The 25,929-nt window shown below is 68.0% G+C and carries 21 protein-coding genes and 1 pseudogene; 10 read left to right on the forward strand and 12 right to left on the reverse strand.

Translation table 11 applies throughout. The features are described 5' to 3' along the window. Positions 1-81: 81 nt before the first annotated feature. From ACIQFU_RS12040 to ACIQFU_RS12050, 3 genes are read left to right on the forward strand one after another with little or no spacing between them, the layout of a single operon-like run. Entirely contained in the window at positions 82-390 is a 309-nt protein-coding gene (locus tag ACIQFU_RS12040) for an ArsR/SmtB family transcription factor (RefSeq protein ID WP_402550755.1), read from the forward strand. Continuing rightward, complete coding sequence (gene arsB / locus ACIQFU_RS12045; protein WP_402550756.1) at positions 387-1,496, forward strand: ACR3 family arsenite efflux transporter; 1,110 nt, start codon at positions 387-389, stop codon at positions 1,494-1,496. The genes ACIQFU_RS12040 and arsB overlap by 4 nt, the downstream gene beginning before the upstream one ends. A gap of 58 nt (positions 1,497-1,554) precedes the next feature. Beyond that, entirely contained in the window at positions 1,555-2,619 is a 1,065-nt protein-coding gene (locus ACIQFU_RS12050) for an ArsO family NAD(P)H-dependent flavin-containing monooxygenase (RefSeq protein ID WP_402550757.1), read from the forward strand. Between the two features lie 172 nt (positions 2,620-2,791). Here ACIQFU_RS12050 and ACIQFU_RS12055 read toward each other — a convergent pair whose 3' ends face one another. Together ACIQFU_RS12055 and ACIQFU_RS12060 are read right to left on the reverse strand one after the other, a co-directional pair. Beyond that, on the reverse strand, positions 2,792-4,108 hold the full coding sequence (locus tag ACIQFU_RS12055) for a hypothetical protein (protein WP_402550758.1): 1,317 nt from the start codon (positions 4,106-4,108) through the stop codon (positions 2,792-2,794). Beyond that, a complete protein-coding gene (locus tag ACIQFU_RS12060; protein ID WP_402550760.1) occupies positions 4,105-6,408 on the reverse strand; it encodes a Piwi domain-containing protein in 2,304 nt (767 codons plus the stop codon). Before ACIQFU_RS12060 ends, ACIQFU_RS12055 begins: the two co-directional genes overlap by 4 nt. Before the next feature lie 706 nt (positions 6,409-7,114). On the opposite strand from ACIQFU_RS12060, the pseudogene ACIQFU_RS12065 reads away from it, so the two are divergent. The 4 genes and pseudogenes from ACIQFU_RS12065 to ACIQFU_RS12080 form a co-directional block, all read left to right on the forward strand. Continuing rightward, a pseudogene (locus tag ACIQFU_RS12065) lies at positions 7,115-7,345 on the forward strand (transporter); the annotation flags it as partial. A 120-nt stretch (positions 7,346-7,465) separates the two neighbouring features. Next, positions 7,466-8,644, forward strand: coding sequence for a tyrosine-type recombinase/integrase (locus tag ACIQFU_RS12070; RefSeq protein WP_402550761.1), 1,179 nt, complete (start codon positions 7,466-7,468; stop codon positions 8,642-8,644). Beyond that, complete coding sequence (locus tag ACIQFU_RS12075; RefSeq protein WP_402550762.1) at positions 8,641-11,271, forward strand: tyrosine-type recombinase/integrase; 2,631 nt, start codon at positions 8,641-8,643, stop codon at positions 11,269-11,271. Before ACIQFU_RS12070 ends, ACIQFU_RS12075 begins: the two co-directional genes overlap by 4 nt. Continuing rightward, complete coding sequence (locus ACIQFU_RS12080; RefSeq protein WP_402550764.1) at positions 11,268-11,849, forward strand: DUF6262 family protein; 582 nt, start codon at positions 11,268-11,270, stop codon at positions 11,847-11,849. The genes ACIQFU_RS12075 and ACIQFU_RS12080 overlap by 4 nt, the downstream gene beginning before the upstream one ends. 76 nt (positions 11,850-11,925) lie before the next feature. Here the strand turns inward: ACIQFU_RS12080 and ACIQFU_RS12085 are convergent, their stop codons facing one another. Both ACIQFU_RS12085 and ACIQFU_RS12090 read right to left on the reverse strand, forming a co-directional pair. Then, complete coding sequence (locus tag ACIQFU_RS12085; RefSeq protein WP_252103532.1) at positions 11,926-12,495, reverse strand: hypothetical protein; 570 nt, start codon at positions 12,493-12,495, stop codon at positions 11,926-11,928. A 149-nt stretch (positions 12,496-12,644) separates the two neighbouring features. Then, on the reverse strand, positions 12,645-13,652 hold the full coding sequence (locus tag ACIQFU_RS12090; RefSeq protein ID WP_402550766.1) for a hypothetical protein: 1,008 nt from the start codon (positions 13,650-13,652) through the stop codon (positions 12,645-12,647). Positions 13,653-14,181: 529 nt separating this feature from the next. On the opposite strand from ACIQFU_RS12090, the gene ACIQFU_RS12095 reads away from it, so the two are divergent. The 3 genes from ACIQFU_RS12095 (at position 14,182) to ACIQFU_RS12105 (ending at position 17,242) form a co-directional block, all read left to right on the forward strand. Then, positions 14,182-14,868, forward strand: a complete 687-nt coding sequence (locus ACIQFU_RS12095) for a DUF5655 domain-containing protein (protein WP_402550768.1) — start codon at positions 14,182-14,184, stop codon at positions 14,866-14,868. A gap of 470 nt (positions 14,869-15,338) precedes the next feature. After that, a protein-coding gene (locus ACIQFU_RS12100) for an IS3 family transposase (protein WP_402550769.1) occupies positions 15,339-16,519 on the forward strand; the annotation gives its coding sequence in 2 pieces (ribosomal slippage) (positions 15,339-15,623 and positions 15,626-16,519; 1,179 coding nt in all). A 150-nt stretch (positions 16,520-16,669) separates the two neighbouring features. Next, positions 16,670-17,242 (forward strand): hypothetical protein, encoded by a 573-nt coding sequence (locus ACIQFU_RS12105; RefSeq protein ID WP_252105426.1) that lies wholly within the window; start codon positions 16,670-16,672, stop codon positions 17,240-17,242. 356 nt (positions 17,243-17,598) lie between these two features. On the opposite strand, the gene ACIQFU_RS12110 is transcribed toward ACIQFU_RS12105, so the two are convergent. The 8 genes from ACIQFU_RS12110 to ACIQFU_RS12145 all read right to left on the reverse strand — a co-directional run bounded on the left by ACIQFU_RS12110 (position 17,599) and on the right by ACIQFU_RS12145 (position 25,910). Next, a complete protein-coding gene (locus ACIQFU_RS12110; RefSeq protein ID WP_402550771.1) occupies positions 17,599-18,711 on the reverse strand; it encodes a DnaB-like helicase N-terminal domain-containing protein in 1,113 nt (370 codons plus the stop codon). Further along, positions 18,711-19,955 carry a DNA cytosine methyltransferase gene (locus ACIQFU_RS12115; protein WP_402550773.1) on the reverse strand — a complete coding sequence of 415 codons (1,245 nt, stop codon included), beginning with the start codon at positions 19,953-19,955 and terminating at the stop codon, positions 18,711-18,713. Before ACIQFU_RS12115 ends, ACIQFU_RS12110 begins: the two co-directional genes overlap by 1 nt. Further along, positions 19,952-20,848 carry a hypothetical protein gene (locus tag ACIQFU_RS12120; protein WP_402550927.1) on the reverse strand — a complete coding sequence of 299 codons (897 nt, stop codon included), beginning with the start codon at positions 20,846-20,848 and terminating at the stop codon, positions 19,952-19,954. Before ACIQFU_RS12120 ends, ACIQFU_RS12115 begins: the two co-directional genes overlap by 4 nt. A 260-nt stretch (positions 20,849-21,108) precedes the next feature. Continuing rightward, the gene (locus ACIQFU_RS12125) at positions 21,109-21,618 is read right to left on the reverse strand and encodes a hypothetical protein (RefSeq protein ID WP_402550774.1); all 510 of its coding nucleotides are present in this window, start codon (positions 21,616-21,618) and stop codon (positions 21,109-21,111) included. 489 nt (positions 21,619-22,107) lie between these two features. Beyond that, positions 22,108-22,569 (reverse strand): hypothetical protein, encoded by a 462-nt coding sequence (locus ACIQFU_RS12130; RefSeq protein WP_402550776.1) that lies wholly within the window; start codon positions 22,567-22,569, stop codon positions 22,108-22,110. Positions 22,570-23,062: 493 nt separating this feature from the next. Further along, positions 23,063-23,536 carry a hypothetical protein gene (locus ACIQFU_RS12135; protein WP_402550778.1) on the reverse strand — a complete coding sequence of 158 codons (474 nt, stop codon included), beginning with the start codon at positions 23,534-23,536 and terminating at the stop codon, positions 23,063-23,065. 59 nt (positions 23,537-23,595) lie between these two features. After that, a complete protein-coding gene (locus ACIQFU_RS12140) occupies positions 23,596-24,123 on the reverse strand; it encodes an XF1762 family protein (RefSeq protein WP_402550780.1) in 528 nt (175 codons plus the stop codon). Beyond that, on the reverse strand, positions 24,120-25,910 hold the full coding sequence (locus tag ACIQFU_RS12145; RefSeq protein WP_402550781.1) for a type IV secretory system conjugative DNA transfer family protein: 1,791 nt from the start codon (positions 25,908-25,910) through the stop codon (positions 24,120-24,122). The genes ACIQFU_RS12140 and ACIQFU_RS12145 overlap by 4 nt, the downstream gene beginning before the upstream one ends. Between the last annotated feature and the right edge of the window lie 19 nt (positions 25,911-25,929).

The following is a 25,929-nucleotide window of genomic DNA, read 5'->3' on the forward strand; positions in this document are numbered from 1 at the left end:
ACTTGTCTCGCAACGACATCAGGCGCGAATGACTTCAGCGCCCGGTGGTGTCAGTCACCACTGATGTGAGAGTATCAGTACATGATGACGTCAGTCGACACTGACCTGATTCGGGTTCTGGCGGACCCGCTCAGGCTTCGGATCGTGACCCTGCTCGCCCAGGAGACGCTGTGCACCACCCACCTCGTGGAGGAGACCGGCGCCCGGCAGACCAACCTCTCCAACCACCTGAAAGTGCTGCGTGAGGCCGGGGTCGTGGAGACCGAGCCGTGCGGCCGCTACACGTACTACAAGCTCCGCCCCGACGTCATCGCCTCGCTCGCCGGCCAGTTCGCCGACCTGGCCGAGTCCGCCCGCACCGCCGCCGAGAACAAGAGGGCCTGTCCGTGACCCGCACCGAAGCCCCCGCAACGACCGCGGAGGAGTCTTCCGTCGTCGCGAAGCTGTCGACGCTCGACCGCTTCCTCGCCGTCTGGATTCTCATCGCCATGGCGGTCGGCCTCGGCCTGGGCCGAGCCATCCCGGGCCTGAACGACGCCCTCGCCAAGGTCGAGATCGGCGGCATCTCCCTGCCCATCGCCCTCGGCCTGCTGATCATGATGTATCCGGTCCTGGCCAAGGTCCGCTACGACAAGCTCGACGCCGTCACCGGCGACCGCAGGCTCATGGCCTCGTCTCTGGTAATCAACTGGATCGTCGGCCCGGCGGTGATGTTCGCGCTCGCGTGGATCTTCCTGCCGGACCTGCCCGAGTACCGCACCGGCCTGATCATCGTCGGCCTGGCCCGCTGCATCGCCATGGTCATCATCTGGAACGACCTGGCCTGCGGTGACCGCGAAGCGGCGGCCGTCTTGGTCGCACTGAACTCGGTCTTCCAGGTTCTGGCTTTCGGCCTGCTCGGCTGGTTCTATCTCGACCTGCTGCCCGGCTGGCTCGGCCTGGGCGACGGCGAACACCTGGACATCTCCATGTGGAAGATCGCCCTGAACGTCGTCATCTTCCTCGGCGTTCCACTGCTGGCCGGCTTCCTCACCCGGCGCATCGGCGAGAAGAAACTCGGCCGAGAGAAGTACGAGTCCAACTTCCTGCCGAAGGCCGGTCCGTGGGCGCTCTACGGCCTGCTGTTCACGATCGTCATCCTCTTCGCCCTGCAGGGCAAGAGCATCACTTCGCAGCCGCTCGACGTCGCCCGCATAGCGCTTCCCCTGCTGGTGTACTTCGCCGTGATGTGGGCGGGGACCTTCCTGCTGGGCAAGACGATCGGTCTCGCCTACGACCGGACGGCCACCCTCGCCTTCACCGCCGCCGGCAACAACTTCGAACTGGCCATCGCCGTCGCCATCGCCACCTTCGGCGTCACCTCCGGCCAGGCCCTGTCCGGCGTGGTGGGACCGCTGATTGAGGTGCCCGTCCTGATCGGCCTCGTCTATGTCTCGCTGGCCTGGCGCAAGAAGTTCACTCCGTCCGCTCCGACCACCGCGGGCAGGGGCTATTGATGCATTGCCTCACATCCCGCACCGTCCGGTCCACCACGTGCGCGGCGGCACAGGCGGCATGACACAGCACATCGACGTGGTGGTGATCGGCGGCGGCCAGGCAGGACTCGCCGCCGGCTACCACCTGCGTCGCCAGGGCCTTGACTTCGTCGTCCTCGACGCCCAGGCCGCCCCGGGCGGAGCCTGGCAGCACACCTGGGACTCCCTGCACCTGTTCTCCCCGGCCGCCTTCTCCTCCCTTCCCGGACGGCTCATGCCGCCGCAGCCAGGCAAGGAGTACCCAAATGCCGGGCACGTGGTGGCCTACCTGAGCGACTACGAGAAGCGGTACGACCTCCCTGTACAGCGAGCGGTCCGGGTGATCGGCGTGCACGATGACGCCCGGCTGCTGCGAGTGGAGACCGACTCGGGCACGTGGCGCGCACGCGCGGTGATCAGCGCGACCGGCATGTGGTGGCGTCCCTTCCTCCCCGCCGTCCCCGGCCGAGGGGACTTCGAGGGCCGTCAACTGCACACCGTCTCCTACCGCAGGTCGCAGGACTTCGCGGGCCAACGCGTGATCGTCGTCGGAGGCGGCAACTCCGGCGCACAGATCGCCGCCGACCTCGCTCACGACACCGAACTGACCTGGGTTACCCAGCGTCCACCCCGCTACCTTGCCGACGACATCGACGGCCGCGCCCTGTTCGACGCGGCCACCGCCCGCCGCCGCGCCCTCGACGAGGGCCGTACCGACACCGGCGGCGTCGCCTCGCTGGGAGACATCGTCGCCGTACCGCCCGTGCGCGAGGCCCGGGACGCCGGGCGGCTCAAGGCGTCACCCATGTTCGCCCGCCTCGTCCGTGACGGCGTCGTCTGGGAGGACGGCACGCGGGCGCTCGCCGACGCGGTCATCTGGTGCACCGGCTTCCGGCCCGCCCTCTCGCACCTGTCACCCCTCGGCCTGCGCGGCCCGCGCGGCCACATCGACACGGTAGGCACGCGCGCTGCGGCGGACCCACGGCTGCACCTCCTCGGATACGGAGACTGGACGGGCCCCGCCTCCGCCACGCTCATCGGCGTCGGACGGCTGGCCCGGGACGCGGCCCGCGAGATCGCCGAATTCCTTGGCGGGGAAGGGTGAGCCGTGGACGGTGACCAGCAGGGCGGTCCGGATGGAGGCGCAGCGTCGACTCACCGAGGGATTTTGAGGCCAAGGGCCTCGCGATCACCCGACGTGCGCTCAGGCGTGGCTGTGGAGTAGTGAGCCAACTCGTCCCTGAGGCTTTGGCAGGGTTCTACTGCAGACGTCGGGGTCAGTTGCTGGAGGCGTCGTCAGTGCCTTGGCCTGAGCCGCGGCGCCGCCTCGGTGTTCGGCCGGGGACCGGGATGTGGCTCGGTCGGCTGACGATGATCACATCGGTTATGCCGGAGAGCCTCAGGAGCGCGTTGCGGGTGGTGTCGTGCTCCTGGCCGGAGCAGGACTCGTCGTAGATGAAGACGGTCATGTGGCGATATGCGGTGTTGTCGGAGAGGTAGCCGATGTAGTCCTCGAAGATCTCCTTCTCGAAGGACTTGAAGTCGGCGGCCTTGCGTGCGTATTTGACCTCGATCAACAGTTCCAGTGAAGGGATCCCGAAATCTGCTCGGTAGGTGCTGTGGCCGATCCTGGGGAGGGTTTCTTCGTCGACGAGGTCGTCGAACACAGGCCGGAGCATGAGCCAGAGAATGTTCTGAATCTCGCGCTCAGAGGTAATGGGCCACTTGATGGGATTCTCAAGGTCATCTCCGTCGTGGCGCCATTGGCGCATCGCAGTTTCGAATCGACGTAGGAGGACCGAGACATGATCGCGGCTGAGAAGCATGTCGTCGACGCTGGCGGTGACAATGCGTGTGACTGCGTCGAGGAGCAGTGCCGCCCGAGGCGCTGGCAGCTGGCCGGTGTCGGTCAGGATGATTCCGCTGAGCAGTCGGGATCGCAGCTGCCGTAGCTCGTCGTGGTCCGTTCGCAGAGGGCTCTTCGCCGTGGCTGTCAGCCAGTGAAAGCAAGCAGCATCCACGAGGTCATGGACGGCTCGGGGGTCCACCCTCAAGTCAGGCGCAATGCCGACGATTTGCCGAGCATGTTCATGGAACAGGCCGAGCAGGGTGTTGGCGGCACGCAACCTTGGATCTTGGAGTACCTCCACCAGCCAGTCGTGGGCCCGCGGAACGTCGTCGCGGGCCGCGTCGACAGCCAGGGCGAGACCGATGACTTGCCGGGCATCGTTGACGAAAGCGACTCCATCGGGTGGGAAAGGATTTCTCCGGGTGAGGGCAGGCAGGCCGGCGGCCAGATGTTCACGGGCGGTCCGGGAAGCGGTCGAGGGAAACGAGGCGAGGCCGTAGCCGAGGCCGGCGAGACCATGGGGATGAGCAAAGCGGTCCTTGTTGTCCGCGAGCCACGTCGGCGTCATGGGATTGACTTCCCAGTCGAAGCTCAAGCGGCGTCCGCCCAGGACGTAGTGGGCGAGTAGACCGTCAAGGTTGCCGGGTGAGTTCGCCCGCCGGATGAGCTCTTCTAGATAGGAGGTCTGGGCAGTCAGGAGTTGTCCCGTAGGAGCGGCTGCGCCGGGTTCTTCCAACGAGGTCACAGGAACCACCTACTGGAACGCAGTTTGGTGGTGACGGCGTCGGCGTTCCAGTTCCGTACGTGGCGCAGGTGCCCGAGAAGCTCGGCGATCAGATCCGAATACAAAATCGTCACCGGGTTGCGCGATGGGTACATGTTTCGCCAGGACATCGAAGTGAACCGGAATGCCTGCCGCCCCAAGTACTCGATGTCGGTGAAGGTCGACTGGGGGTGGAGTTTGAGCAGGAGCGGTTTGGGAACACCGTGCAGCGCACTTTTGAGATCCATGGGGCCGCCCACGGCCACGAGCAGCTCACGTTTCCCCATGGGCACGGCGTGGCCGCGCTCCGGGACGTAGTGACCCTTGGTTCTGCTGTCGGCCCCCCAGCCCCGGATCCCCGCGCTGGTGCGGTCGAACATCACCCAATCGTGGTCGGTACTCACGTGCACGAACGCGAACTCGACTTTGGCATACGTCTGAGTGAGACCTTCGACCAACTTCTTGACCGCGGTGGCCTCGACGTCCTTGAGGGGCTTAAAGACGTGGAAAACAAGGCGCAGTTCGTCACCCGCCTGCCAGGCGTTGCGGTTCTTGATCGTGTCGATGCAGTCCGTCAGGGACAGCAGAAGTTCGCGTGGGTAGTCGTCGTAGTCGGCCTCGCGGGACGTGTTCGAAAGCAGGTAGTTGCCGTCCGCGCTGAATACGGTGGTGATGCCCACCACCCGTTCGGGCTCCGTGAGTCGGCTCTCCTTGACGTGCGCGCTCCCGATCCCGATGACCAACTCGTGTGCAAGGGTGCGCGGGGCGGCGATAACGAAAGGAATTCCGCCGAGCTTGGCGTAGCAGGCCAGCGCGATGCTGTTGAGCGGGTAGGCGAGCTTGCTCTGCCGGACCGTTTCAATCCGCACCTCCTGTACGGGTACCCCCTGTCCCATGAAGGCTGATTTCGCCACAAGATACGGACTGCTGTCGCCTGTGAGATGGGTCTGGGCTTCGCTGGTGATGACGATGGCCAGATCGATGTCTCCCCTGCTCAACGCAGCCCGGCACGCCTCACGGTAGGCCCCGGCATCAGTCGCTGTGCCGTCGAAAGCGTGCATGGCGATATCGCATCCGGAGAGATGGTACTTGCGGATGAACCCGAGACCGAAAACCCTTGCACCCTGGATCCCGTAGAGAAATTTGGTGAGGAAGTTCTCGACGACGCCCTTGTGCGCACGAGGCGTGACGACGGCGATCCGGGGTCTCTTCCTGGCGAAGAACTCTACGTCGAAGGGTCCGAATTCATCCAGACCGCGGTCGGCGGACCGGCTTGTCTTGTCGCCAGCCTGGTCGAACTGGAACGTCGGGGACTCGTAACGGGTCCCAGTCACCTTCCGACCGTTGCTCGAACCGACCGGTGGGTCGATGGTCACGGACAGGTCGTCAGCGACCGGGAGGGCGCCGTTCCGCCCCAGGCGCGTACCGATGCGGACCGCTCCCTCGTAGCGCCCGAAGGCCCCGAGCAGATCGAAAGTGGCCTGCTCCAACTCCCGGAGGATCTGTCCGCTGTCTGCTCCGGCCAAGGTGGAGACCACGTCGTTGAGCGTCTCTCGTCGGCTCTCCAACCACGCGTGACCAGCGGCTACACGTGTGATTCCTGGGGCGTCACGCAGAACGAGGTCGGGGCCGTCGATGTGGTCGATGGCACCGACTGCATGCCTGGCAGCGTGACGATCCATCGTAGGGTCGGCTTCTACTGTCACGTCCTCGCTCAATACGTAGAGCCCGCGCACATCGACGCCGTGGTGGATCAGTTCCTCCACCGTCATGTCGATCTCGTAGCGGCTCTTCACCCCGACGATTACTCCAGGGTGGTTCGATGGGCCGATGGCTCTGCTGTCGAGACGGAACTCCGGGTAGACGTGGAGTTTGCCGAGGGCTCCCTGTCGCCGTCCGCGCACCGAGGGCTCCAGCAGGTCCTTCCCGGGCAGTCGAGAGACAAAGACCGGTGGCACGCGTCGACGCAGCTTGTACCCCCAGCCCAGCACCGACCGGAGCAAAGCCTCCTGCACGAGACGCATGGCGAGCGACTGGTGATCGCGTGTCCGGAACGTGGTAGGGGTACCGCGAAGATCGGCGTCAGCCTGCAAAGGAACGCAGGCGATTCCCGAGCGTGTCCTCGCCACCACATGGGTGCCGGCCAGTTCCGTTCGAAGCTGGATCAACTGCTCTGGTGACTCGAAGTCGATCAGGCCACCCTTGAACTCCTCCGCCGAGAAACGGACTGGTAGGAAGTTGAAAGCCAGCAGTGGCGAATACATCCTGCTTCTTGCCTCCACCCGTTGTTCCCTCCTCAACTCCCGGACATCAAGACGCTGCAGCCCCCGTGAGGCATCGCTCAGCTGACAGCAGTGTCGCACCGGGCACTGACAACCCGGGTAGAGCGCACGCTGCAAGCGGCTGCGGAAGACGAGTGAGGATACGGGCCTCTCCCGGAGAGGAGCCGGCGCCTCGCTTCGGAGTATGAGTTGGAACGAAAAATTCCGTACCGAGCACTGGGCATGTGAGACGAGACCAGCAACGGCTCGCGGAATGGGACATGTCCCGGCGCCCGCCTGCGATTGGGGTGGTTCTGATCTGCTGATCCGGCTACGTTGCGGTACGAGCTGCCGGATTCTCCGCCGACCAACACGGTCAGGACCCTTGACAGCGATGCGTCCAGGGTCGGCCGCGAGGGCGGTGATGGTCAGAGAAGGCACCGGCGGGCTGCCACCAGAGGAACCAATAGAGCAGGCGCTTAGAAGGCACGTGCTCTATCCACTGAGCTACGGGGGCTGACCTGCGTAAACGCAGCTTCCGGGCGCTGTCCCTCGGGTCGCGGGGGACACATGGGGGAATCGCGGATTCCCGGTCACCGGGGGACGCGAGCGCTCCCCGGTTAGGCCGTACGTAGGGTCTCACATCATCTTCACGCCTCCGAAGCCCCTCGTGGAAACAATCCCGCGCCTTCTCGGCGTTGATGATCTCCGAGCCGAGGAGGGGAAGGTGTCGGGCCTGAAGCTGTTCCGCACGGACACGACGAATAGCGGCATGACGGAGGTCATGCCGCGTCTTGCTGAGGTCGAGGCCGATGTGCAGGGTCTCGTCGAGAGGCACATGGACACGTTGTTGGGGGTCCGGTTCCTGGCGAGCGAGTACAGCACCGGATCGGTTCACGGGGGCCGGGTCGACTCGCTCGGGCTGGACGAGAACGGGTCGCCGGTCATCGTCGAATTTACCGACCGCCCGTAGTCATGCCCGTGATGTCCGTCTGGGACTGTGACCAGCACGTCCTGGGCTTGTTTACCGACCGTGTCCGGGACGTCTGTCATGTTCTGGAGTCGGCACGGAGGACGAGTGGCACGGCATGTGGTGGTCGGGGACTTGCGGGTCCAGCAGATCGAGCGGAAGGACGGGCGGCGGTCATGGACGATCATGTGGCCCGAGGGGACGGTCCATGCGGCGGCGGACCGGTTCCTGCGTCTGCATGATGGTTCGGGAACACAAAGGACGTACGCGTATCTGCTGGTGGACCACCTGCGGTGGCTGGAGCGGGAGTGCCTGGCCTTCACCACAGTCCAACTGCGGGATCTGGAACGGTACATGGGCATGGTCGGTGCCGATGTCCGCATGCCGCTCGGCGAGCCGTGGCGGGTCGGCAAGCGCCCCTACGGTCGTTCCGCGTTGTCGACCGCGGCGGCTTGTCTGAAGGGCTTCTACCTGCATCAGTCTTCCCTCGGCATCAACGGGGAGCTCGGCAGGAAGCTCGATAAGTCGCGGCTGCCGTCGCGGGTGGACCGGCGCCGTTCGTTCCTCGGGCATGTGAAGAACGCGCTGCCCAGCAACCCGCTGGCGCCGAAGGGGCCGCACCGCCGGCATCCGAAGATGCTTCCGGACGGTGCCCGGGAGAGGCTGCTGGGGACGGTGAACGCTGCCCGGGACCGGCTGGTTGTCACCTGGCTCGCCGACGGCGGGCTTCGTATCGGCGAGCTGTGCGGACTGCACCTGGTCGACTTGCACCTGCGGGAGAACGCGGCCTGCGGCGAGTGCCGCGCCCCTCACCTGCACGTCTGTCACCGGCCCGGCAATCCGAACCGGGCCGAGGCCAAGACCAGGCACCCCTGGCGGGTCGAGCGGGGCATCGTGACCGGCGGGCTGATCAAGCGGGTCAGCCCGGCGATGGTGCACACCTACTTCGAGTACGTCACCACCGAGTACCCGCGCGGCGTCGGGCACGGCATGCTCCTGGTCAAGCTACACGGCGCAGCTACCGGACAGCCGTGGGCACCGGTCGGGGCCCGGCGGATGCTCGGCCGGGCCGGGAAGCGCGCCGGACTCGGGGTGGTGAAACCCCATGCTTTCCGGCATTCCTTCACTTCTGCGGTTCTCGACGCTGCCGAAGGCAACTCGTTGATCGCCCGGGATGCCGGCGGCTGGGCTTCGGCCGCGATGGTGGATGAGGTCTACGGGCACGTCGATGTCCACGACCCGGTCTTCGACGCCGCGCTGCGCACGGTCTGGGGTGAGACGAAGTGACGTTGCCGTCGCTGCTGCCGCAGCAGGATGCCCGCACGCGACGGGACCGGCTGGAGGTGCTCACCGCGCTTATCGGCGGGCCCGAGTTCGACCCGGCGCTGCGCGGTGGGGTGCTGAAGATTGCGCCGACGCACCCGGTCTATCCGTGGAGCTGCACGGTCGTCGACTGCGTGCGGCCCCGCTGGCGGCGCTACGCGATGTGCTCGGTGCACGCCGAGCAGTGGCGGGAGGCGGAGGCGCGCGGGGTGAGCCGGGCTGAGTTCCTGCGCGCTGCGGGGCCGCTGCCGGCCACGGAGTTGCCGGAGGCGGTGATGTGCCGGATCTGCCCGCAGCGGCCGGCGTTCAGCCTGCAGCTGGTTTTGTGCTTCCGGCATCGCAACCGGTGGCTGAGCCATCTGAAGCGGCACCGCGGTGCGAGCGGGGATGAGGAGGAGTTCGAGCGGTGGTTGGCCGACCAGCCGGCGCTGCCGGGTTACCGTGAGTGTCGCGCGGAGGTGTGCGACGAACTGGCCGCTTCACCGCTGGGGTTGTGCGGCGCGCACGAGCGCGGCTACATCCGGGCCGGGCGGCCGGGCGGGGCGAGCCTGCCGAAGAACTTCTTCGCCACCTACGAGCGCCGTGATCACCCTGTCCCGGTGACCTGCGAGGACCAGGTCGCTTTCCGTGCTTGGTGCCGTGCACAGTTGCCGGTGCACCGCACCGGAACGGTCAACCTGCGCGGGCTGCGACCCTTGCTGAGGGCGGAGTTTCAGTGGGGCATGTATGTCCACGGCCTGCAGCCAGTCGCCGTGTGGCATCTGACGTGGGTGCAGTCCCTCGCGGACGAGTGCCAGCGCCGCGACGTGGACTCCCTGGCCAGTCTGGAGCCGTCCGTCTTCCACCGCGCCTACCACCAGCGAATGGTCCAGGAGATGAAGCAGGCCCTGCGGAAGATCTACTTCACCCCCTCCGACACCCGGGATGCCGGTTATATCGAGACCGAGCACTTCGGGGTGCGCTTCCCGGGCCGCTCCAGCTACGTCGACCTGACCTGCATCTCCCAGCGATGGCTGCGCGACCTCTTGTGGGATCACATCGCCGATGTGCTGCGCTCGCCCACCTGTCCGCGCAGCGCCCAGCCGGTGGACTTCGTACGCCGCGCAGGCGCCGAACTGTCCGCGTTCTTGGAGGCGGAGGCGCCGGGTGGCGGCCACGATCCGTTCACTCTGCGCCGCGAGCACGCACACCGCTTCGTCGCGGACCTGCGCAACCGCGAACGCCTCGGCCTCACCTTCCGCGGGCAGGCCCGCCTGGACGGCAAGAGGGGGAAGGTCACCGAGAACTCGCGCCGCATGGTGTTCAACTACGGTCGCGCCCTGCTGCGCGGCGCGTTGGACAGCGGCAGCGCCGACCAGATCGGGCTGGACCGCGCCTTCATCGCCGCCATGCCGGTCGGCGGCCCGGGCACGCCCCGCAGCCGCAACCCTTTCCCCGACGAAGTCGCCCGGGCGCTTGCGGACGAGGCCAACCTGCAGCAGCTCGCCGACGGCTACGACCCGCACGATCGCGGCCTGCGGGATATGTGGGAGACCATCATCGTCACCGGCCGGCGCGCCAGCGAGGTCATCCAGCTCCGTCTGGACTGCGTCGGCCGCTACGGCGGGCTGCCCCTGCTCTGGCACGACCAGACCAAGGTCGGCAACCTGAACGCGGCCGTCCGCATCCCCGACCATCTCCTTCACCGGCTCGAAGAACGCCGCCAAAAGACCCTGACTCACTACGCCGACCGGCACGCCGGCCGCCCGCCTACTGACGCCGAGCGCGCCCGCCTGGCCCTGTTCCCCACCGACATCCTCAACCCCGACGGCCGCCGTGCTTTGTCCTACACCTGGTTCCACACCGGCTTCCGCAGCTGGGTCGCCGAGCTTGACCTCGGCGGGCGCTACGTCGCCCACCAGGCCCGGCACACGCTGGCCACGCGGCTGCTTCGGCAAGGCGCGAGCCTGACGCACATCCGCCGTTATCTTGGCCAGGTCTCCGACCGCATGGCCGAGCACTACGTCCACCTGACCCAGTCGGATCTGGACAACGTCCTCCAGAACGTCTGGGTCGCTGGCCCCGGCGCCGCCCACCCCGGCGAACCCCTCACCAGCGACATCATCCCACTCACCCGCGAGCAGGCCCAGGCCCTGGCCATCGACCTCTCCCGCCGCAGCACCCCCGCAGAGGGCGGGTTCTGCACCTTCCAGCCCGTCGTGAACGGCGGCGCCTGCCCCTTCAACCTGGACTGCCATAACTGCGACAAGTTCGTCCTGTCCGGCGCCGACCTGCTCTACTGGCGTCGCAAGCGCGAGCAGTGGCGACTGCTGGCCGAGGGCGCCCCCGACGACGCCACCGCCGACTACCTCCACCGCTACTTCGAGCCCACCGCCCGCGCCATCGACGGCCTGGAAAAGGCCCTGGCCGGTCTCGGCCTCCTCGACGACGCCCTCGCCTTGGACCTGCGTAAACCCCAGGACTACTTCCACCGCGTGTGGTCCACCGTCTTCCGTGCCACCGACCTCGCTGATGCGGGCAACGAGGAGCCGGACGAGATCAGCGATACACATACAGCCGAGGACAACGACCCCGAACAGGACATCGCATGAACACCGCCGCTGTCCCTGCACCGCGCACGGCTGCGGCACTGGCGGCTCGCCGTCAGCGGACCGAAGCGGCCCTCCACCGCGTCCACGCGGCCATCGCCCGGCTGCGGCGCGAGAAGGCCCAGGTCAGCGTTGCCGCCGTCGCCCGCCGCGCAGACGTCTCCCGCACCTTCCTCTATGACAACCTGGAAGCCAGAGCCACCGTCGCCACCGCCATGGCCGACGACGGCGACCGCCGCGTCCGGACGCTCACCGAGCAGGACAACGAGCGCGAGACGAGCTGGCGCGAACGCGCGCTGAACGCCGAGGAGGGCCTCAAGGCCGCCCAGGCCGAGATCCTTGCTCAGCGGACCCGCATCGGTGAACTTCTGGGGCAGATCAGCGACTTGGAGGCCGAATGGATCGAAGAGACCATCCAACGGATGAGCACCGAAAACACCACACTCAAGCAGAGGGTCCGCCAGCTCACCGCCGACAACCGCACCCTCGACGAACGACTAAAGGCCGCCCGTTCCAACCTCCGCTTCCAGGACCGGCGCATCGCTGACCTCGAAGCCGGCCTCGCCGACCCGCTCAGTTGAAACCCGCCCGATCTCCACAGCCCGGTGACGCACGGCGAGGTCGCCGCCACGTCAGGGGACCCGCTGCCCCGGAGGGCTATCCCCGCAGAAGGCGCCGGCGGAGCGCCTCCTGTTCCTTGCTCCGTGAGGGAGCGGGCGGTTGCGGCTGGGGCGCGCTGGCCGCGTGAGCGAGGTCGTATTCCAGGCGGCCGCTCGTGCGCAGAATGTCCGCGTCGGCCCACGGCGCGGGCCAGGCCATCACCAGGTAGTCCTCCACCGGTTCGGGACTGGTCTTGTCCGGGAGGGCGCCGCGGCCTCGCGCGTGAACGCGGAGCCGGTACCAGCCCGGTCCCGCCGGGCTGAGGGGGGCAAGTCCGTCGACCGGACCCTGCTCAAGGGATTCGACCCGCAGGCCGCCCGTGGGAGCATGCACGCTGACTTCCACGATCTCTTCCCAGAGGTCATCTGCGAGTCCGGGTGGTGGGCCGGTCGTAGGGGTTGCGGTTGCCCGGATCTCGCCGGTATGGATTCCCGTGACGATGAGAGCCCCGTGTGACATAGGGACGGCGAGTCCGTTGCTCCAGTCCGCCGTCTGAACAGGGATCTCTCCGGCGTCAAGAACACCGAAAGTGCCTTCGGGGACGTACACGTTGTGTGCGGCGCTCATGGGAACCTCCCGGCTGGTACGGCATCACTCCGGGTGAAAGCCTGCCACGGTTTGCACAAGTACCGGCAAAGCGCGGACTCATCCGGAGCGACACCGCGGTTCTCCACGGGTGCGGGTGCCGTGGTTTCCCTCGGCACCCGCACGGTGCATCAGGAAGCGGTGACTCTGAAGGGGTCTCCGTCGAGGACGCGCTCAGCTCGGAAGAACTGGGTGTTCAGACCGCCCTGAGCTCTGTTCTCCGATTCCGTGATCATGCAGACGCTGACGCCCGTCGGGCCGGTCCCAGAGGACACGTGGGACATCTGGCAACCATCGAAGGTGCGCCGTGTACCACCAGAGGACAGCCCTTCACGCGAGCGCGCGATGGGGTATTCATCGCAGCTCAGGCCCGCAATACTGGGGGCGTCTCCGCACGCCAGTCTACGGTTCGTATCGACTATCGTGTCATCTTCTGTCCTGGTCAGCGGGTTCTCGAACGTAGCACCGGGGAGACCCGACGCCTGGGCGCGCTCCACGTGCGAGGCGAGGGAGGGGTAGGACGCCTTGCTGTAGATGAGTTCCGAGGCGTACCAGGGCACCACGCAGCCGACCGTGGCTCGTCCGACAGTGGCGTTGTCGCAGCGGAATTCGTTGAGCTGGTAGTCGACGACAGCCGGCGAGTACTGAGCGTTGGTGAAGGTGAGATACCAGTAGGTGGTGCAGTTGCCGATGGCGCCGGCCGCGGTGGCAGTGGTGTCGAAGAACGCCTCACCCGATCGCCAGGAGTTCAGAGGCGTCAGGGTCTGTGCAGGGAACGAGGCGCTCTCGCGCGTGCAGGACCCGCTCATGGTCGCCTGCCCGTCGACGGATGCCTTCAGGGCATCGCCCCATCCGCTGTATGCAGAAACTTCGAGCTGGTGGGCGAACGTGGGCAGTCCCGTGTCGCTGTAGCTGTAGTTGATGGCGATCATGTTGGCCTGACCCGTTACCGTTGTCTGCCCGTTGACAGTCTGCCGGGTGGTGTACGTGAGGCCGGTCACCTGGCAGATCTGCGTGCGGGTGCCGAGGATTCCGCCGTTTGAGTCCTCACACCACTGGGGCGGGTCCACGGCGGCCAGGGTGGCGCGCGAGTTCTGCGGAAGGCGCGCAGGAAGATCGGACGGCTTGGTCTCCTGCACGCACACCGAGTCACCCTCGGCGTTCGGCTCAGTACACGTCTCCCGCTCGGAGAGCCGCGCCAGCTTCTGCCCAGGCGCGGCGGTGGGGCGGTCAGACCCAGGAGTCGCGCGCGAAGTTAACTGCCGCTGCACGCTCTCGTCGGTCTCGGTCTGGGCCGCGGTGCTTCGTAGCGCTGCAGGTGCTGCGGCGTCGGCAGGTGCCACACCGATGAGTGTCGTAAGAAGCGCGGCTATCACCGCTGCGGGTATCAGGCGTATCGCTCGGGATCTTTCCCGGCGCTGCGACATCAGATCACTCCCGTCTCAAATCGACGATGTCGTCACATAGCCGATCGGGACGGTACTTCATGCAACGGCCACTCATTGGCGTGTGCACGTAAGGAGATTGGATGCAAGATCCTATTTAAGACGTAGTGCGCGAAGAGCGCCATCGGGCACGGCTGGCACGAGCGCCGCAGCAGCCCCAACTCGTCGTCACGGACATGTAGTCTATGAGTCGTCGCAGTTCAGAGCTGGTTCACGAGTTCCTGTGGTCGGTAAAATTGAGTACAAGCGCGGTACGGATGCCGGCGTGATCAACCAGGGCTTGTTCTACTTGGCCTGGTTGCTGGATCACCGCCCTGAGTTCGAGTACCTGGTTCGCGACCGGCTCGGGGTGACGGCCGTGTCTCAGGTCCTGTGGAGCGGACCGCGCCTGATCTGCATCGCCGGCGACTTCACCCGCTACGACGTGCATGCCGTGCGCGAGCACCGGAGGTCGATCGACCTGGTCCGCTACCGACTCTTCGGCAGCGACCTGCTCGGCCTTGAGACCGTGGCCTCCGTGAGCGGCGGCATGCAGGTGGCCCGCCGGGCACGGCGCCAGGCGGTTGCCAAGGCGGCGGCTGATGTCCAGGGCGCGTCAATGCGCGAGTTGGCGGGTGCGGTCGACGAGGTTCTGCTCGGGCTCGGGGACGGCGTGAACCGGGTGGAGCGCAAGACCTACCGGGCCTATCAGCGGCTGCGGAACTTCGCCTGCGTGTGCCCGCCGCAGCGCAGCAAGCTGCTGGTCTACCTGAAGGTCGACCCGCAGGACGTCGACCTCGTTCAGGGCTTCACCCGGGACGTCTCCGGTCTCGGCCACCACGGCACGGGTGATCTGGAGGTCCAGGTCCGTACGCTCGGGGACGTGGAGCGGGCGCAGGACCTGTTCCGGGCAAGCTACGCGGCGGCGTGATCGCCTGCTGTTGCCGGCCTTGTGGCGAGCTGCGCTACGTGTGGTGTCTGCGGTCGTGGGAGAAGCCTGTCGACGGGCGGGCAGGGCGTGGCGGTGGACTATCTATGGTGCGCGGGATTGCCGGTTTGGCCAACCGGCGATCCCGCGCTATGCAGCCCCGCTCATTGCGCCAATGATCAGCGTGAACGGCTGGTGGCCACCGCGCCGTGACCACCGCCGGAGCCGTCACACAAGGGCGACAACAAGGCGCGCCGTGATCGGAGGCAGTGGAGGTTCCTGCCCCACCGGACTCCGAGTACGCCGCACTCATGATTGAAGGGTGCTGGCTTCTGCCGGTTCACCAGTCAGCTGTCCCGTATGGTTCGGTGCTGTCGCATGCTGGCCTGTCCGTGGGATCAGGGGAGGGACTGCTGCAGGGTTGGGTGACACCTGACCTGGCTCGCTGAGATGCGGCCTGGAAGGATGTTGCAGTGCCCAAGCCGTATCCGAAGGAGTTCCGCGAAGACGTCGTGCGGGTCGCACGCAACCGCGAGCCCGGCGTCACGCTGGAACAGATCGCCGCCGACTTCGGCGTCCACCCGATCACGCTGTCGAAGTGGCTGCGCCGCGCCGACACCGACGAGGGCGCCAGGCCCGCGACGACGTCGGGCGAGTCCGCCGAGCTGCGCGAGGCCCGCAAGCGCATCCGGCTGCTGGAGCAGGAGAACGAGGTGCTCAGGAGGGCTGCGGCGTATCTGTCGCAGGCGAACCTGCCGGCAAAATGATGTACCCGCTCGTCCGCGAGCTGGCCGCCGCCGATGCCCCTCACCGGGTGCCGGTGGCGGTGACGTGCCGGGTGCTCGGGCTGGCCCGCCAGCCCTACTACCGGTGGCTGGAGCGGCCGGTCACCGATACCGAGCTGTCCGAGGCATACCGGGCCAACGCCCTGTTCGACGCGCACCGCGACGATCCCGAGTTCGGGCACCGCTTCCTTCACGACGAGGCCCGCGCCGTCGGTGAGCCGATGGCCGAGCGGACTGCCTGGCGGATCTGCCGGGACAACGGCTGGTGGAGTGCCTTCGGCAAACGCAGCGGCCGCGGGAAGAACGCCAAAGCCGGGCCGCCGGTCCACGATGACCTGGTGCGGCGGAACTTCACCGCAGACGGGCCGAATCGGTTGTGGCTCACGGACATCACCGAGCACGCGACCGGCGAGGGCAAGCTGTATCTGTGCGCCGTCAAGGACGTGTACTCCGGCCGTGTCGTGGGCTATTCCATCGACGCCCGGATGAAGTCCCGCCTCGCGGTGGCCGCGCTGGAGTCGGCCGTCGCCCGCCGCAGTCCCGCTGCGGGATGCATCGTGCACTCCGACCGCGGATCGCAATTCCGGTCCCGCAAGGTCGCCGCCGTCCTCAGCCGGCACGGCCTAGTCGGCTCAATGGGCCGGGTCGGGGCCGCCGGCGACAACGCCGCCATGGAGAGCTTCTTCGCACTGCTGCAGAAGAACGTCCTCGACCGCCGCGTCTGGGCCACCCGCCAGGAATTGCGGATCGCGATCGTTACCTGGATCGAGCGGACCTACCACCGGCGCCGACGGCAACGACGCCTGGGCCGATTGACCCCCGTCGAGTACGAGACCATCATGACCCCACCCGCAGCTCTGGCTGCATAAACCGCCGCTGTCACCCGATCATGCAGCAGTCCCATCTGCGTCCGTTCTATAACGCAAACCGCGTCCTCGAAAAGGATGCGTTCTACGTGTGGATCGTCGACTAACGGTCCTCACTAGCATGGTCGTATGACGGAGCCAGCATCTACCCCCGTGTCCGGCACGGTGCGAGTGGACTACCACACGTTCGAATTGACGGACTCGCAGCAAAGCGCACCTATGGGGTTCACCCCGCAGAACGGACTGGTCTTCTCTCAACCAGGGCAGGCCGCGATCTGCACCGGCATCAGCATGGGGTGGGTCAACGTCAGCGTCCAAGCACGTCGGCATCCACCGTCGCACGTGGATGCCGACGACTGGGAAGAGGTCGTCGACCACACCGTAACTACCACGACCGGGACTCTTCGCGTCACCAGCACCATGGACGATGCCCCCGACCTGCCGCCGCTGACCGAGCACGGCCCAGGAACCTACCGCCTTCGTGTGCATGCACGAGGGCGCGACACCGACCCGGACGGCGCTCCTGAAGACGCCGTCGAGGACTACCTGCTCGTTGCTTGGCCGGCCGAGGCCCAGCCGGACCAGATTCACAAGCGAACAGATCACTATGGTGCCGAGCTGCGAGCTGCTCCGAGTGTGCCAGCGCCTCCGCAGCCTGCTGTCACCGCTGAGCACGCCGCAGATCAGCGCCTTTTCGAACGGCTCAACCGCCGCCGCGACAAGTAGTCCTCAAGTAGAGCCCTTGCCTCTCTGACTCGCAGGGCACCAGTTCGGGACTGTAAATCGTTCGGCTCTGTTTCACATTCGGTGGTGACGGTGAGTCGTGGTGGCGACGGGCAGACCATTGGACACGAAACCGCAGCTCGGTGCCTCCCAGGCGCCCTTCCCGGATCCGGCCGATCCCTTGGCGTCTGGTCGTGAGAGCTCGGCGCGGTAAGGCTGGCGCCCCGGCGCGATGGTGTCTTGCTCGAAACAATCGAGGTCGGAGCGCCAGCCGTACTCTCCGCGACGTAGGCATGCTCAACGTGCGCGATCCGTCACCACCGGATGTGAGACAGAGCCGCTCGTTTGACAGACTCGTACTAGCGGGAGGTGGGGGCGGTTCGGGCGGCCGTGGTGGTCGGGGGGCCGGCGCGGGTGGCGGGCCTCGGGTGTGAGCGCTGGGGCCGGTCCGGTGTGGTGGCGTGCTGCCAGCGGGTGCGGACGGCGCCGAGGTCGGCGAGGGAGCGGCGGGCGGCGGCGACGAGCTGGAACGGTGTGGTGGCCGGGTCGTCGGTGTACGCCTGAATACGGCGGCCGGTGTGCTCGGCGGTGGCGAGGAGGGAGCGCTGCAGAGTCCGTTCGGCCCAGTGGGTTAGGGACACTTGCGGTCCGGTGAGGAACTGCAGGACTTCGCCCGGCTCGGTGCCGTGGGTGAGCAGTCCGCGCTGTTGGGCTTCCCAGAGGATGGTGACGGGGTCGACGGGGTCTTGGCGGTGGTCCAGGGCGGTCAGGCACCGCCACAGCCCGGCGTGCAGGGGGACGGTGAAGTCCTCGGGAACCAGCCACCGGACCGACTCGACGTCCGCGGGGTGGGCGGCGGCGGTCGCGAGCAGCACCTGCTCCTCCTCCAGTGTTTCGCGCGGGGGCGGGGAGGCCGGCGGAGGGGGCGGAGTGCGGGGGAGGACGCCGGCGCGGGGAGGAAAGCGGGTGGCGATGTCGTCGATGAGCGCGGCGAGTGTGTCGGCCTCGGTGAGCACGGTGCCGACAGGGTGCGGGAGGGAGGCATCGCGTGCGGTGGTGAGGAGGTGATCGGTGGCGGCACGCAGGCGTCGGCGGGCGTGTTCGGCCTCGACCATGCGCGCGTAGGCCGGGGCGTGCCGGGGCCAGGGGCAGACCTGGATGAGGGTATGCAGGTAGGGCGCGGTCAGCCCGCGAACCTGCCTGCCGGCCGTGGCGAGAACGAGACCGAGCCAGTCGGCGCTCTGGGCATGCTCGGCCGGGTCGGGAGCGGGGAGCGCGCTGATTGCGGCGAACACGGCGCTGTGCGCGGCGGTGGAGAACGAGCCGGCGTTGATGCCGGTGAGGTCGGCGAGCCGGTGCGGGTCGAGGAGGAGGGCGCCGAGGAGAGCCTGCTCGACGTGGAACACCGGCTGGGGCGCTGGGACGGTGTCGAGGTCGTCTTCGTCGGATTCGGGTTCTGAGGTGTGGGGCATCAGGCAGCGAGGGTGAAGTCGTCGGGGTCGAGAGTGACGCCGAGGTGCGGGGCGAGGAGGTGGCCGGCGAGCAGCGGGGGAACGGCGTTGCCGATCTGAGAAAACCTTTGGCCCTTGTTGCCAGCCCAGGGGTAGTCGGCGGGGAAGGTCTGCAGGAGGCCGGCCTCGCGGGCGGTGATCCGGACCGGCTCGGGCACGGACGCCGCATCGGTGTCTGGTGTCGAAGGGGTGGCGGGTTCGGCGACCCAGGTGCACTCGTTCGCGCGGTGCCCGAAAAACAGCGTGCCGGCCGGCTCGTCCAGCGGACGGACGGTGGCATTGGCCTGGTTGTTGCTGCGCAGAGACCACGACCAACGGTGAGCCTCGGCGGGCCGGTTGTCGCGGGTGCTGTGCCGGGCCGCCCACCCCGCGCTCTCACGGCGGGAAGGCAGCGCCACTCCGTCTGGCCGAGGCATCCAGAAGCCGCGTTCCCGGGCGTCGGACAGCGTCTTGCGGGAGCCCGACGGGAACGGTTCGGGTCCGCCGCCGGGTCCGCCGCCGGCACAGACAGTGGGAACGGGACGGTCGGTAGCTCCCCACCCCAGCGCCTCGGCCATGCTCACCCAGCGGGCCCGTCCCGGGCCGAAAAGCGACTCGGGCTCGGCGAGTTGGGCGTGTGTGGGCGCGGGCGGCTGCGCCGTCCGGACGCGGGAGGCCAGGAGGATCGCTCGTCTCCTGGTCTGCGGGACACCGAAATCGGCCGCGTTGAGGATCCCGCACCAGGCGGAGAACCCCCACCCTCGCAGGACGGCCGCGTACTGCTTCCACAGGCCCAGCACGCCCGGTACTTCCTCCATGGCGACCCAGTCGGGTTCGCCTACCGTGTTCAGCGCGTACAGGTAACGCATCGGCTCGGCGGCGAGCAGGGAGCGCTCGTCACGGCAGGCGGCCAGGAGACGTGTGCGAGTGTCCCGGCCGGCGGCCAAGTCGGCGACCGCCGCGTGCACCAGCGGCTGGTCGAGCAGGCCGAGGCGCTTGCCGGCCATGCTCCACGCCTGACACGGAGGCGAGCCGATCACACCACGGGTGCGGCCGACGAACGGCCAGACCGGATACCTCGCCACATCGCATCGGATGGTCAAATGCCCAGCCATCGCTCGGGTCTTGCACGCCCACGGGTCCCATTCCAGCCCGACGTCGCGCACGCCCATGACGTGCAGTGCCCTGCTCCAGCCGCCCGGCCCCGCGAAGAGGTCGAGTATCACGTGGCCAGCCCGAAGCCGTCCCGCGTCAGCGCCTTGGCGTCACCGCGGCACGCCCAGGGCGAGCAGCCGTCCTCGACACCGTTCTCCAGGACGTCGGCTTCATCTGCGCTGATCCGCTGGGCGGCCCGCTCGGCGGCGGTGACGTGGTCGATCGGGGCTTGGCTGAGGGGGACGCGGGAGCGGTGCAGGAACGCCTCGCCGAGCAGTCGGCTGCCCGACGCATTGGCACGGGCATTGCCCTGCCGGATGGCCGCGTCGAATTCTACGACGTCCGCCCACTCGGACGGCGAGGTGTCCCGGATATGCCGCCACTGCGCATTTCCGTGGAACGGGCATCCCAGGCAACTCGACTTCGGGGTGTCGGCGAGACCGAGTGACGTCAGATAGCGCACGCAGTCGGCCCTGCTCCAGGACATGTCCAGAAGGGGATGCCGGTTATGCATGTACTTGACGTCCGCGTCCTTCGCGCGATGGAATTCGTCCGTGGAGATTCCGACCCACTGCTCGACGAAAACCCCCTTCGGGATGCGGGCCGGATGGGGGTAGCCGAGTAGGTCGCGCACCATCTTCTTGATTGGCTTTACCTTGTATTCCCCGGTGCACTGCCGCCGTGTCATCCCAGGCCGCCCGTCCTCGTTGAGGATATGGAGCGGCATAGACGCGAACCGGTGCTCCGGGTTCAGGGCGTCGTCGCGGATATTTCCTGACGCTACGCGAAGTACAGGTATGCCGGCGGGTGCGGCTATCTCCTCTTCCAGTCGGTCCAGGTGGGCGTAAACGGCGCCGGGTTCCCATCCGGTGTCCGCGAAAATCGCGTAGTCGACCTTGGGGAGAACGCCCTCGGCTGACAGGGCGAGGAGGGTGCTGGATTGAACTCCGGCACCAAGAGAGATGGCGCGAAAAGCGGGGGTAGTAATAGGGATTCCTCGTGGCGGTGTGTGAATGACGGATTTTTTCCCTGAGGCAGGCCAGCGCCGGGGCGATGTGATCCGCGGCGGTGATCGTCGGCAGCGGGGGCGCTGGCGCCTACTGGTGCGGAGCGATGGCCCAGGCCCGCTCGTCAGGGACGGTGGCGGGCATGACTTCGTCGATCGGATGCGTTACGAATTCCCGAAGACCTGCGTCTTTGGGGTGAGCCGAGGGTGGATTTCGGTCAGCGGGTGCGCGGCGTAGCCGCGGTGGTGTTGGCGGGCGACGATTTGGCCGGCATCGTCGTACTGCGAGTACGTGCGGGGCCGCCGCGCAGGACTTCGAGTTGGGCGCCGGTTTCGGCAAGGCGCCAGAACGTCCATCCGGGGCGGATGGGTGAGACCTGTGGGCGTAGTGCAGCGATGACAGCACGAGCGGCACCGCTAGGAGTTTTGTACTCCCCTGCTGCAGGACCTGAAGGGATGTTCAGAGCACCGGTAGCGCTGTCGAAGTGCCCCTCGATGCGCTTGCGCTGATAGATGGCGTAGACGGGGGTGAGTGTGCTTGTGCGAGCTGGGGTTTCGGGCGAGGGCTGAACGTAGAGGCGGAGCAGGTAAGAGATGCACTCGCTCGCGGTCATCCCCAAGGCGTGCGCGAGGAGATTCACTTGCTGGTGAACTTCGGTCTCTACCTGAAGGTGCTGGGGCGCGGATGTCAGGTTGCTCTCCTCGATGATTGTGGAGATGGCGGGCAACCAGCGGTGTTGTACGTCCGAGACCGTTCTGAGGCGGATGGCACGAGTCGCTTCGGTGACCGGGATTGCGCTGGCGTGTACTGGTGGAGGCGGCGCAAGCCGCGTGCAACACGCTGAACTTGGTACAGACCGAGTCCGAGGGAGAGAGCGCGGAACTGGGGCTGTTCGGAAATGGGTCTGTCCTGGGGTAGGGGATGGAGCGGTATGCGCCGTGGACCGGAGGAATGCTCAGCGACCGGGGTGGGCAGGCGCGGGGCTCTTTGGGTGGGAGTGGGGGCCTGGGCGAACGCGGCGAAGAGCAGAGCAGTGGGGCCTGCGCGGGGGCGCTGCCCGGAGCGCGGACGACGGGATGCCGTTGGCAACGGCGTCCACCAGAGGTGCGTCGTGCGCTGCGAGGGCCGGGGGGAAGAATCCAACGGGGTCGGTTGAGCAGGGTGTCCGGGCGAGGGGGCCACGGGCGGGGCGCTTTCCCGGCGGGGCGTGGTGGGGTCAGCGCCGCTGTCGGGCCGGTGGCGCCGGCGGTACTGCCGGCTGGACGGTCTGGGGCAGGCTGGTCGGTGTGGTGGGGAGTGTGCTGCTGAAGGCGGGGGCGACGCGGTCGAGGGCGGTGGCGATCTGCTGGGCCTGGTCGTGCGCGGTACGCAGGTGCGTGGCGACGTCTTCGGGGAGCCGGTCCCACTGGGCGCGGTGCTGGTAGAGCTGGAGGATGTCGGCGGCGTTGCGCAGTTGGTCTGCGAGCTGGCGCAGGATCGCGGTCTTCTGCTCGGGCTTCTTCGCGGTGTGGGTGGCCTGCAGGAGTGCGTCCAGGGCGGTGGGCAGCGGCGCGTTGTCCTCGGGCAGGCCGTACAGGGAGGCGTGCAGGGCTTGGGCGTAGCCGGTCACCGGGCCGCTGACGGAGGTGTGGTCGTACTGCGCTGCCGCTTGCCGTCGGGCGTGGAGGCTGATGGCCACGTCGCGGGGAGCGGCGCCCGGGAGCAGGAGGGAGGCCAGAGCGAGAGCCAGGTCATGGGCGGTCGGAATGTCGGAGGACGTGGGTGTTCTCCCATCGGAGTGGTGGACTGCACCGTCGGCTCGCCGGTCCGGCTGTTGGGGTGGAGGGGGTGGCTGCCGGCGTGGCGGGCGGTCGGCTGGTGCGCATGCAGTGCTGGGCCAGGGCGCGGTGTCCCTCGGCGGGCACGGTGATCTTCCGTCCCTGGTAGAGGGGGACGGAGGTGTCGAGGTGAACCAAGGCGTGCTTGTCCAGGGACTGGAACGTAGCGATGGCGATGCGGGTGCGACGGGTGGCGGGTGTGATCCCGCGCTCTGTTGGGCAGGGCACGGCAGCTGCCTGCCCGGCGGCCGTGGGTACGGCGGGCGGCCTGTCGGCCCGCGCCGCTGCGGGTGATCGGCGGCCTTCCGGTCGGTCGCGAGTCTCTGTTTGGGGGCGGCGTCCGCGAGAGCGGATTCAGCGGCGTCGCGCCGGGGGAGTCAGCGGTACCGGGTTGGTTTGGGGCGGGCCGTGCTGCGGGCCCTCGGCGGGTGTCGTGAGGGATGCGAGGCGGCGCGAGAGGCGTTGTGTCACGGCGCGATAGGTGGTGGATGCTCGCTGCATCTCCTTTCCGGCGCGGTGGAGTTGATCGATGCTGGTCGCGGGGGTTGGGTCGGCGTCCTCGTAGAGGTAGATCTCGGTGCGGTGGTGGATCGCGAGGTTGCACAGGGTGGCGGCGAGCGAGATCTGTGCGCAGGCGCCCACGAGGTGCGCGAGGTCTTCGGCGCCGTCCTCCGTCTGGGGGTACTGGCTGACGGACAGGTCGTGGACCTGGCGGGTGCACTGCATCGCCAGTTCCTGCACCCGCAGGCTGAGGGGAGCGATTTCGCGGACGGGCTTGTCGATCTCACCCTTCTGGATGCGCGCCGCCTCGGCGCGCAGCTCCTTCAAGGAGACGTAGACCTCGCCGAGCAGGCGGGTGTGTTCACTCAGGTCGACGGTGCGCAGGGCTACTCCGGTGGGTTCGGTGACGCGAGGGGCGCCGTGCAGGGGGCCTGTTCGTCGCCGGCGCGGTGGTCGGCGGGGGCTTGCCACAGCAGGCGGGTGACGTGGTTGTTGCCGTGGTCGGCGCGTGGGCGGGAGGCGGTGTGCCATCCGGCCCGGGGCGGCCGGCTGGCGATGACGCGCCACCCGGCGCCGCGCAGGGAGGCGCCGCTCTCGCCGTCCTGCGTGTAGGTGACCATCCGCCGGTAGCCGAGCGCCTTCGCCGCCCGCCACGCCGCGCCGTAGAGCAGGGAGTTGGCGTTGCGGGCGCCGTCGCTGGCGGTCCGGGTGACTTCGAGGGTGGCGTCGTCGTCGAGGTGACGGGCGACGGGCCGGCCGACGATGGCCACGGCGCGCAGGATGCCGGTCTCGTCGGCGGCGCCGACGGCGAAGATCTGTCCAGCGGGCGGCGGGTGATGGCGGTGCCAGGTCCGCACGAAGTCCTTCGCCTGGCGGGAGCGGACCGGCACCAGGTGCAGCAGAGCAGTGTTCACGCGGCCGTTCCGAAGTCGGATTGTGTCGGTGCGTGCTTGGCGACGGCGCGGGTGGTGATCGCCTTCGACGCGCGGGCGGAGGCCGCGGACAACTCCTTGGCTCCCGGCTCGCGGTACCAGGGCCGCAGGTCGAGCATGGCGGCGCGCATGCCGGTGGCGAAGCAGAGGGCGGTGCCCTTGGGCAGGGCGCGGATCGCGTCGGCGGGCAGGATCCGCTCCTGGCGCATGCTGACCGACGTCGACTTGCCGGATTCCGAGTGCGAGGTGGAGGTGGTCTGCACGTCGTGGTCGCCGATCAGGCGGGAGAGCTTGTCGGCGAAGTCCGGGTCGTCGATACCGGAACCGATGACCTTGACGGTGGAGGCGGACCACATGGCGTCCATGCCGGCGTCTCCCCAGACTTTCTGGCCCTGGCGGTAGGACTGCAGGATCGTGATCGGGATGATCCCGCGGGAGCCGAGGTGGGAGTACAGGTCCGGCAGGTCGCTGATCTTGCACACGTTGGCGGCCTCGTCGAGGATCGCCAGCATCGGCGGGTCGAGACGTCCGCCGGCACGCTCGGCCTGCGCGGTCGCGGCCCGCATCACGGAGTCCGCGCACGCGGCGATCAGCGCCGAAGCTCCGCCTCCGCCGTCCTTGCTGAGCAGGAACAGCGTGGCGGTGGAGGTGACGAACTGCTCCGGCCGGAACTCCGCGATGTCCTTCTGCGGGGTCACCCAGGCGGCGATCTCCGCGTTGAGGAGGGCGGCGGCGTACTGGCGGGCGGTTTCGTAGATGCCGTCGCGGGTCTCCGGCGGTCCTTCGACGGTGCCCTTGAGCTGGGCGGCCACCGCGGCGAAGTCGTGGTCGCGCAGTATGTCGAGTGGGGTGCGGTCGGCGGGGAAGGCGAGCCAGGCCATGATGTCGGTGATCGGGCGCTCGTCGAGCGCTGCGGCCAGCAGCAGTTGGGAGAGGATGTTGCTGCCGGCCTTGGACCAGAAGTCGCCCTGCTGGGAGGCGTCCACCGAGGCGGCGAGGAAGTGTCCGGCGAGCCGGTTCGCCCCGTCCAGTGTCTTCGCGGAGGCGAGGGGGTTCCACCACATCTCGCGGTCGGCGTGCGCGATCTGCTGCGGGTCCATGGTCCACACCGCCCCGGTCTGGGCCCGCGCTTCGTGGGCGGTGGTGAAGGCGTCGCCGGCGGCCTTGTTCGACGTGAGGAGGACCGGGCCGGGTGCGTTGAGCATGGAGGGGATCGCGAGGGAGGTGGTCTTGCCCGAGCGCGGGGCCATGATCGCGACGGCGACGTCCTCGAACCCCATCCGGACCTCGTGCCTGGTGCCCTGCAGGTTGCCCAGGAGGATGCCGGTGTCCCGGGCGTCGATGTGCCTGGCGTCCTTCAGGCTCGGTCGCAGGGAGCGGGCCTTGTCGGTGATGGCCTTGGCCATCAGAGGCTCGATGTCCCGGGCCTTGGCCATGTCGGTGATCTTCTTCTTCCGGCCACCGCCCGAGCTCTTGTACCGGGCCCACAGGAGGCCGACCGCGGCGGCGAGGGCCAGGAGCAGGACGACGGGCACGATGCGGGCGCCGACCAGCAGGGACGTTTCTCCAGCGGTGGGCCAGACCTGCTCGGGGTGGAGCAGGGCGGTGGTGGGCTGGTAGGGCGCCCAGGCGGATCCGGTGAGGTGGGCGGTGATGTTGCCGCACAGCCAGGCGAGGTGGGCGAGGGGGATGGCGAGGGCCGCCAGGCCGAGCAGGAGGCGCAGGGCGAGGTCGTACCCGTCGGTGTTGCTCGTGGAGGAGGGTGCCAAGGGTTGGATGCTTCCGGGC

Origin of the sequence: Streptomyces sp. NPDC093065 (genome assembly GCF_044754585.1) — a bacterium.
Lineage (GTDB): Bacteria > Actinomycetota > Actinomycetes > Streptomycetales > Streptomycetaceae > Streptomyces.

Excerpts from the sequence above, each read along its gene's own strand:
- ACIQFU_RS12110 (WP_402550771.1), bottom strand. The coding sequence starts at position 18,711 with ATGCCCCACACCTCAGAACCCGAATCCGACGAAGACGACCTCGACACC.
- ACIQFU_RS12050 (WP_402550757.1), top strand. The coding sequence starts at position 1,555 with ATGACACAGCACATCGACGTGGTGGTGATCGGCGGCGGCCAGGCAGGA.
- ACIQFU_RS12040 (WP_402550755.1), top strand. The coding sequence starts at position 82 with ATGATGACGTCAGTCGACACTGACCTGATTCGGGTTCTGGCGGACCCG.
- ACIQFU_RS12085 (WP_252103532.1), bottom strand. The coding sequence starts at position 12,495 with ATGAGCGCCGCACACAACGTGTACGTCCCCGAAGGCACTTTCGGTGTT.
- ACIQFU_RS12080 (WP_402550764.1), top strand. The coding sequence starts at position 11,268 with ATGAACACCGCCGCTGTCCCTGCACCGCGCACGGCTGCGGCACTGGCG.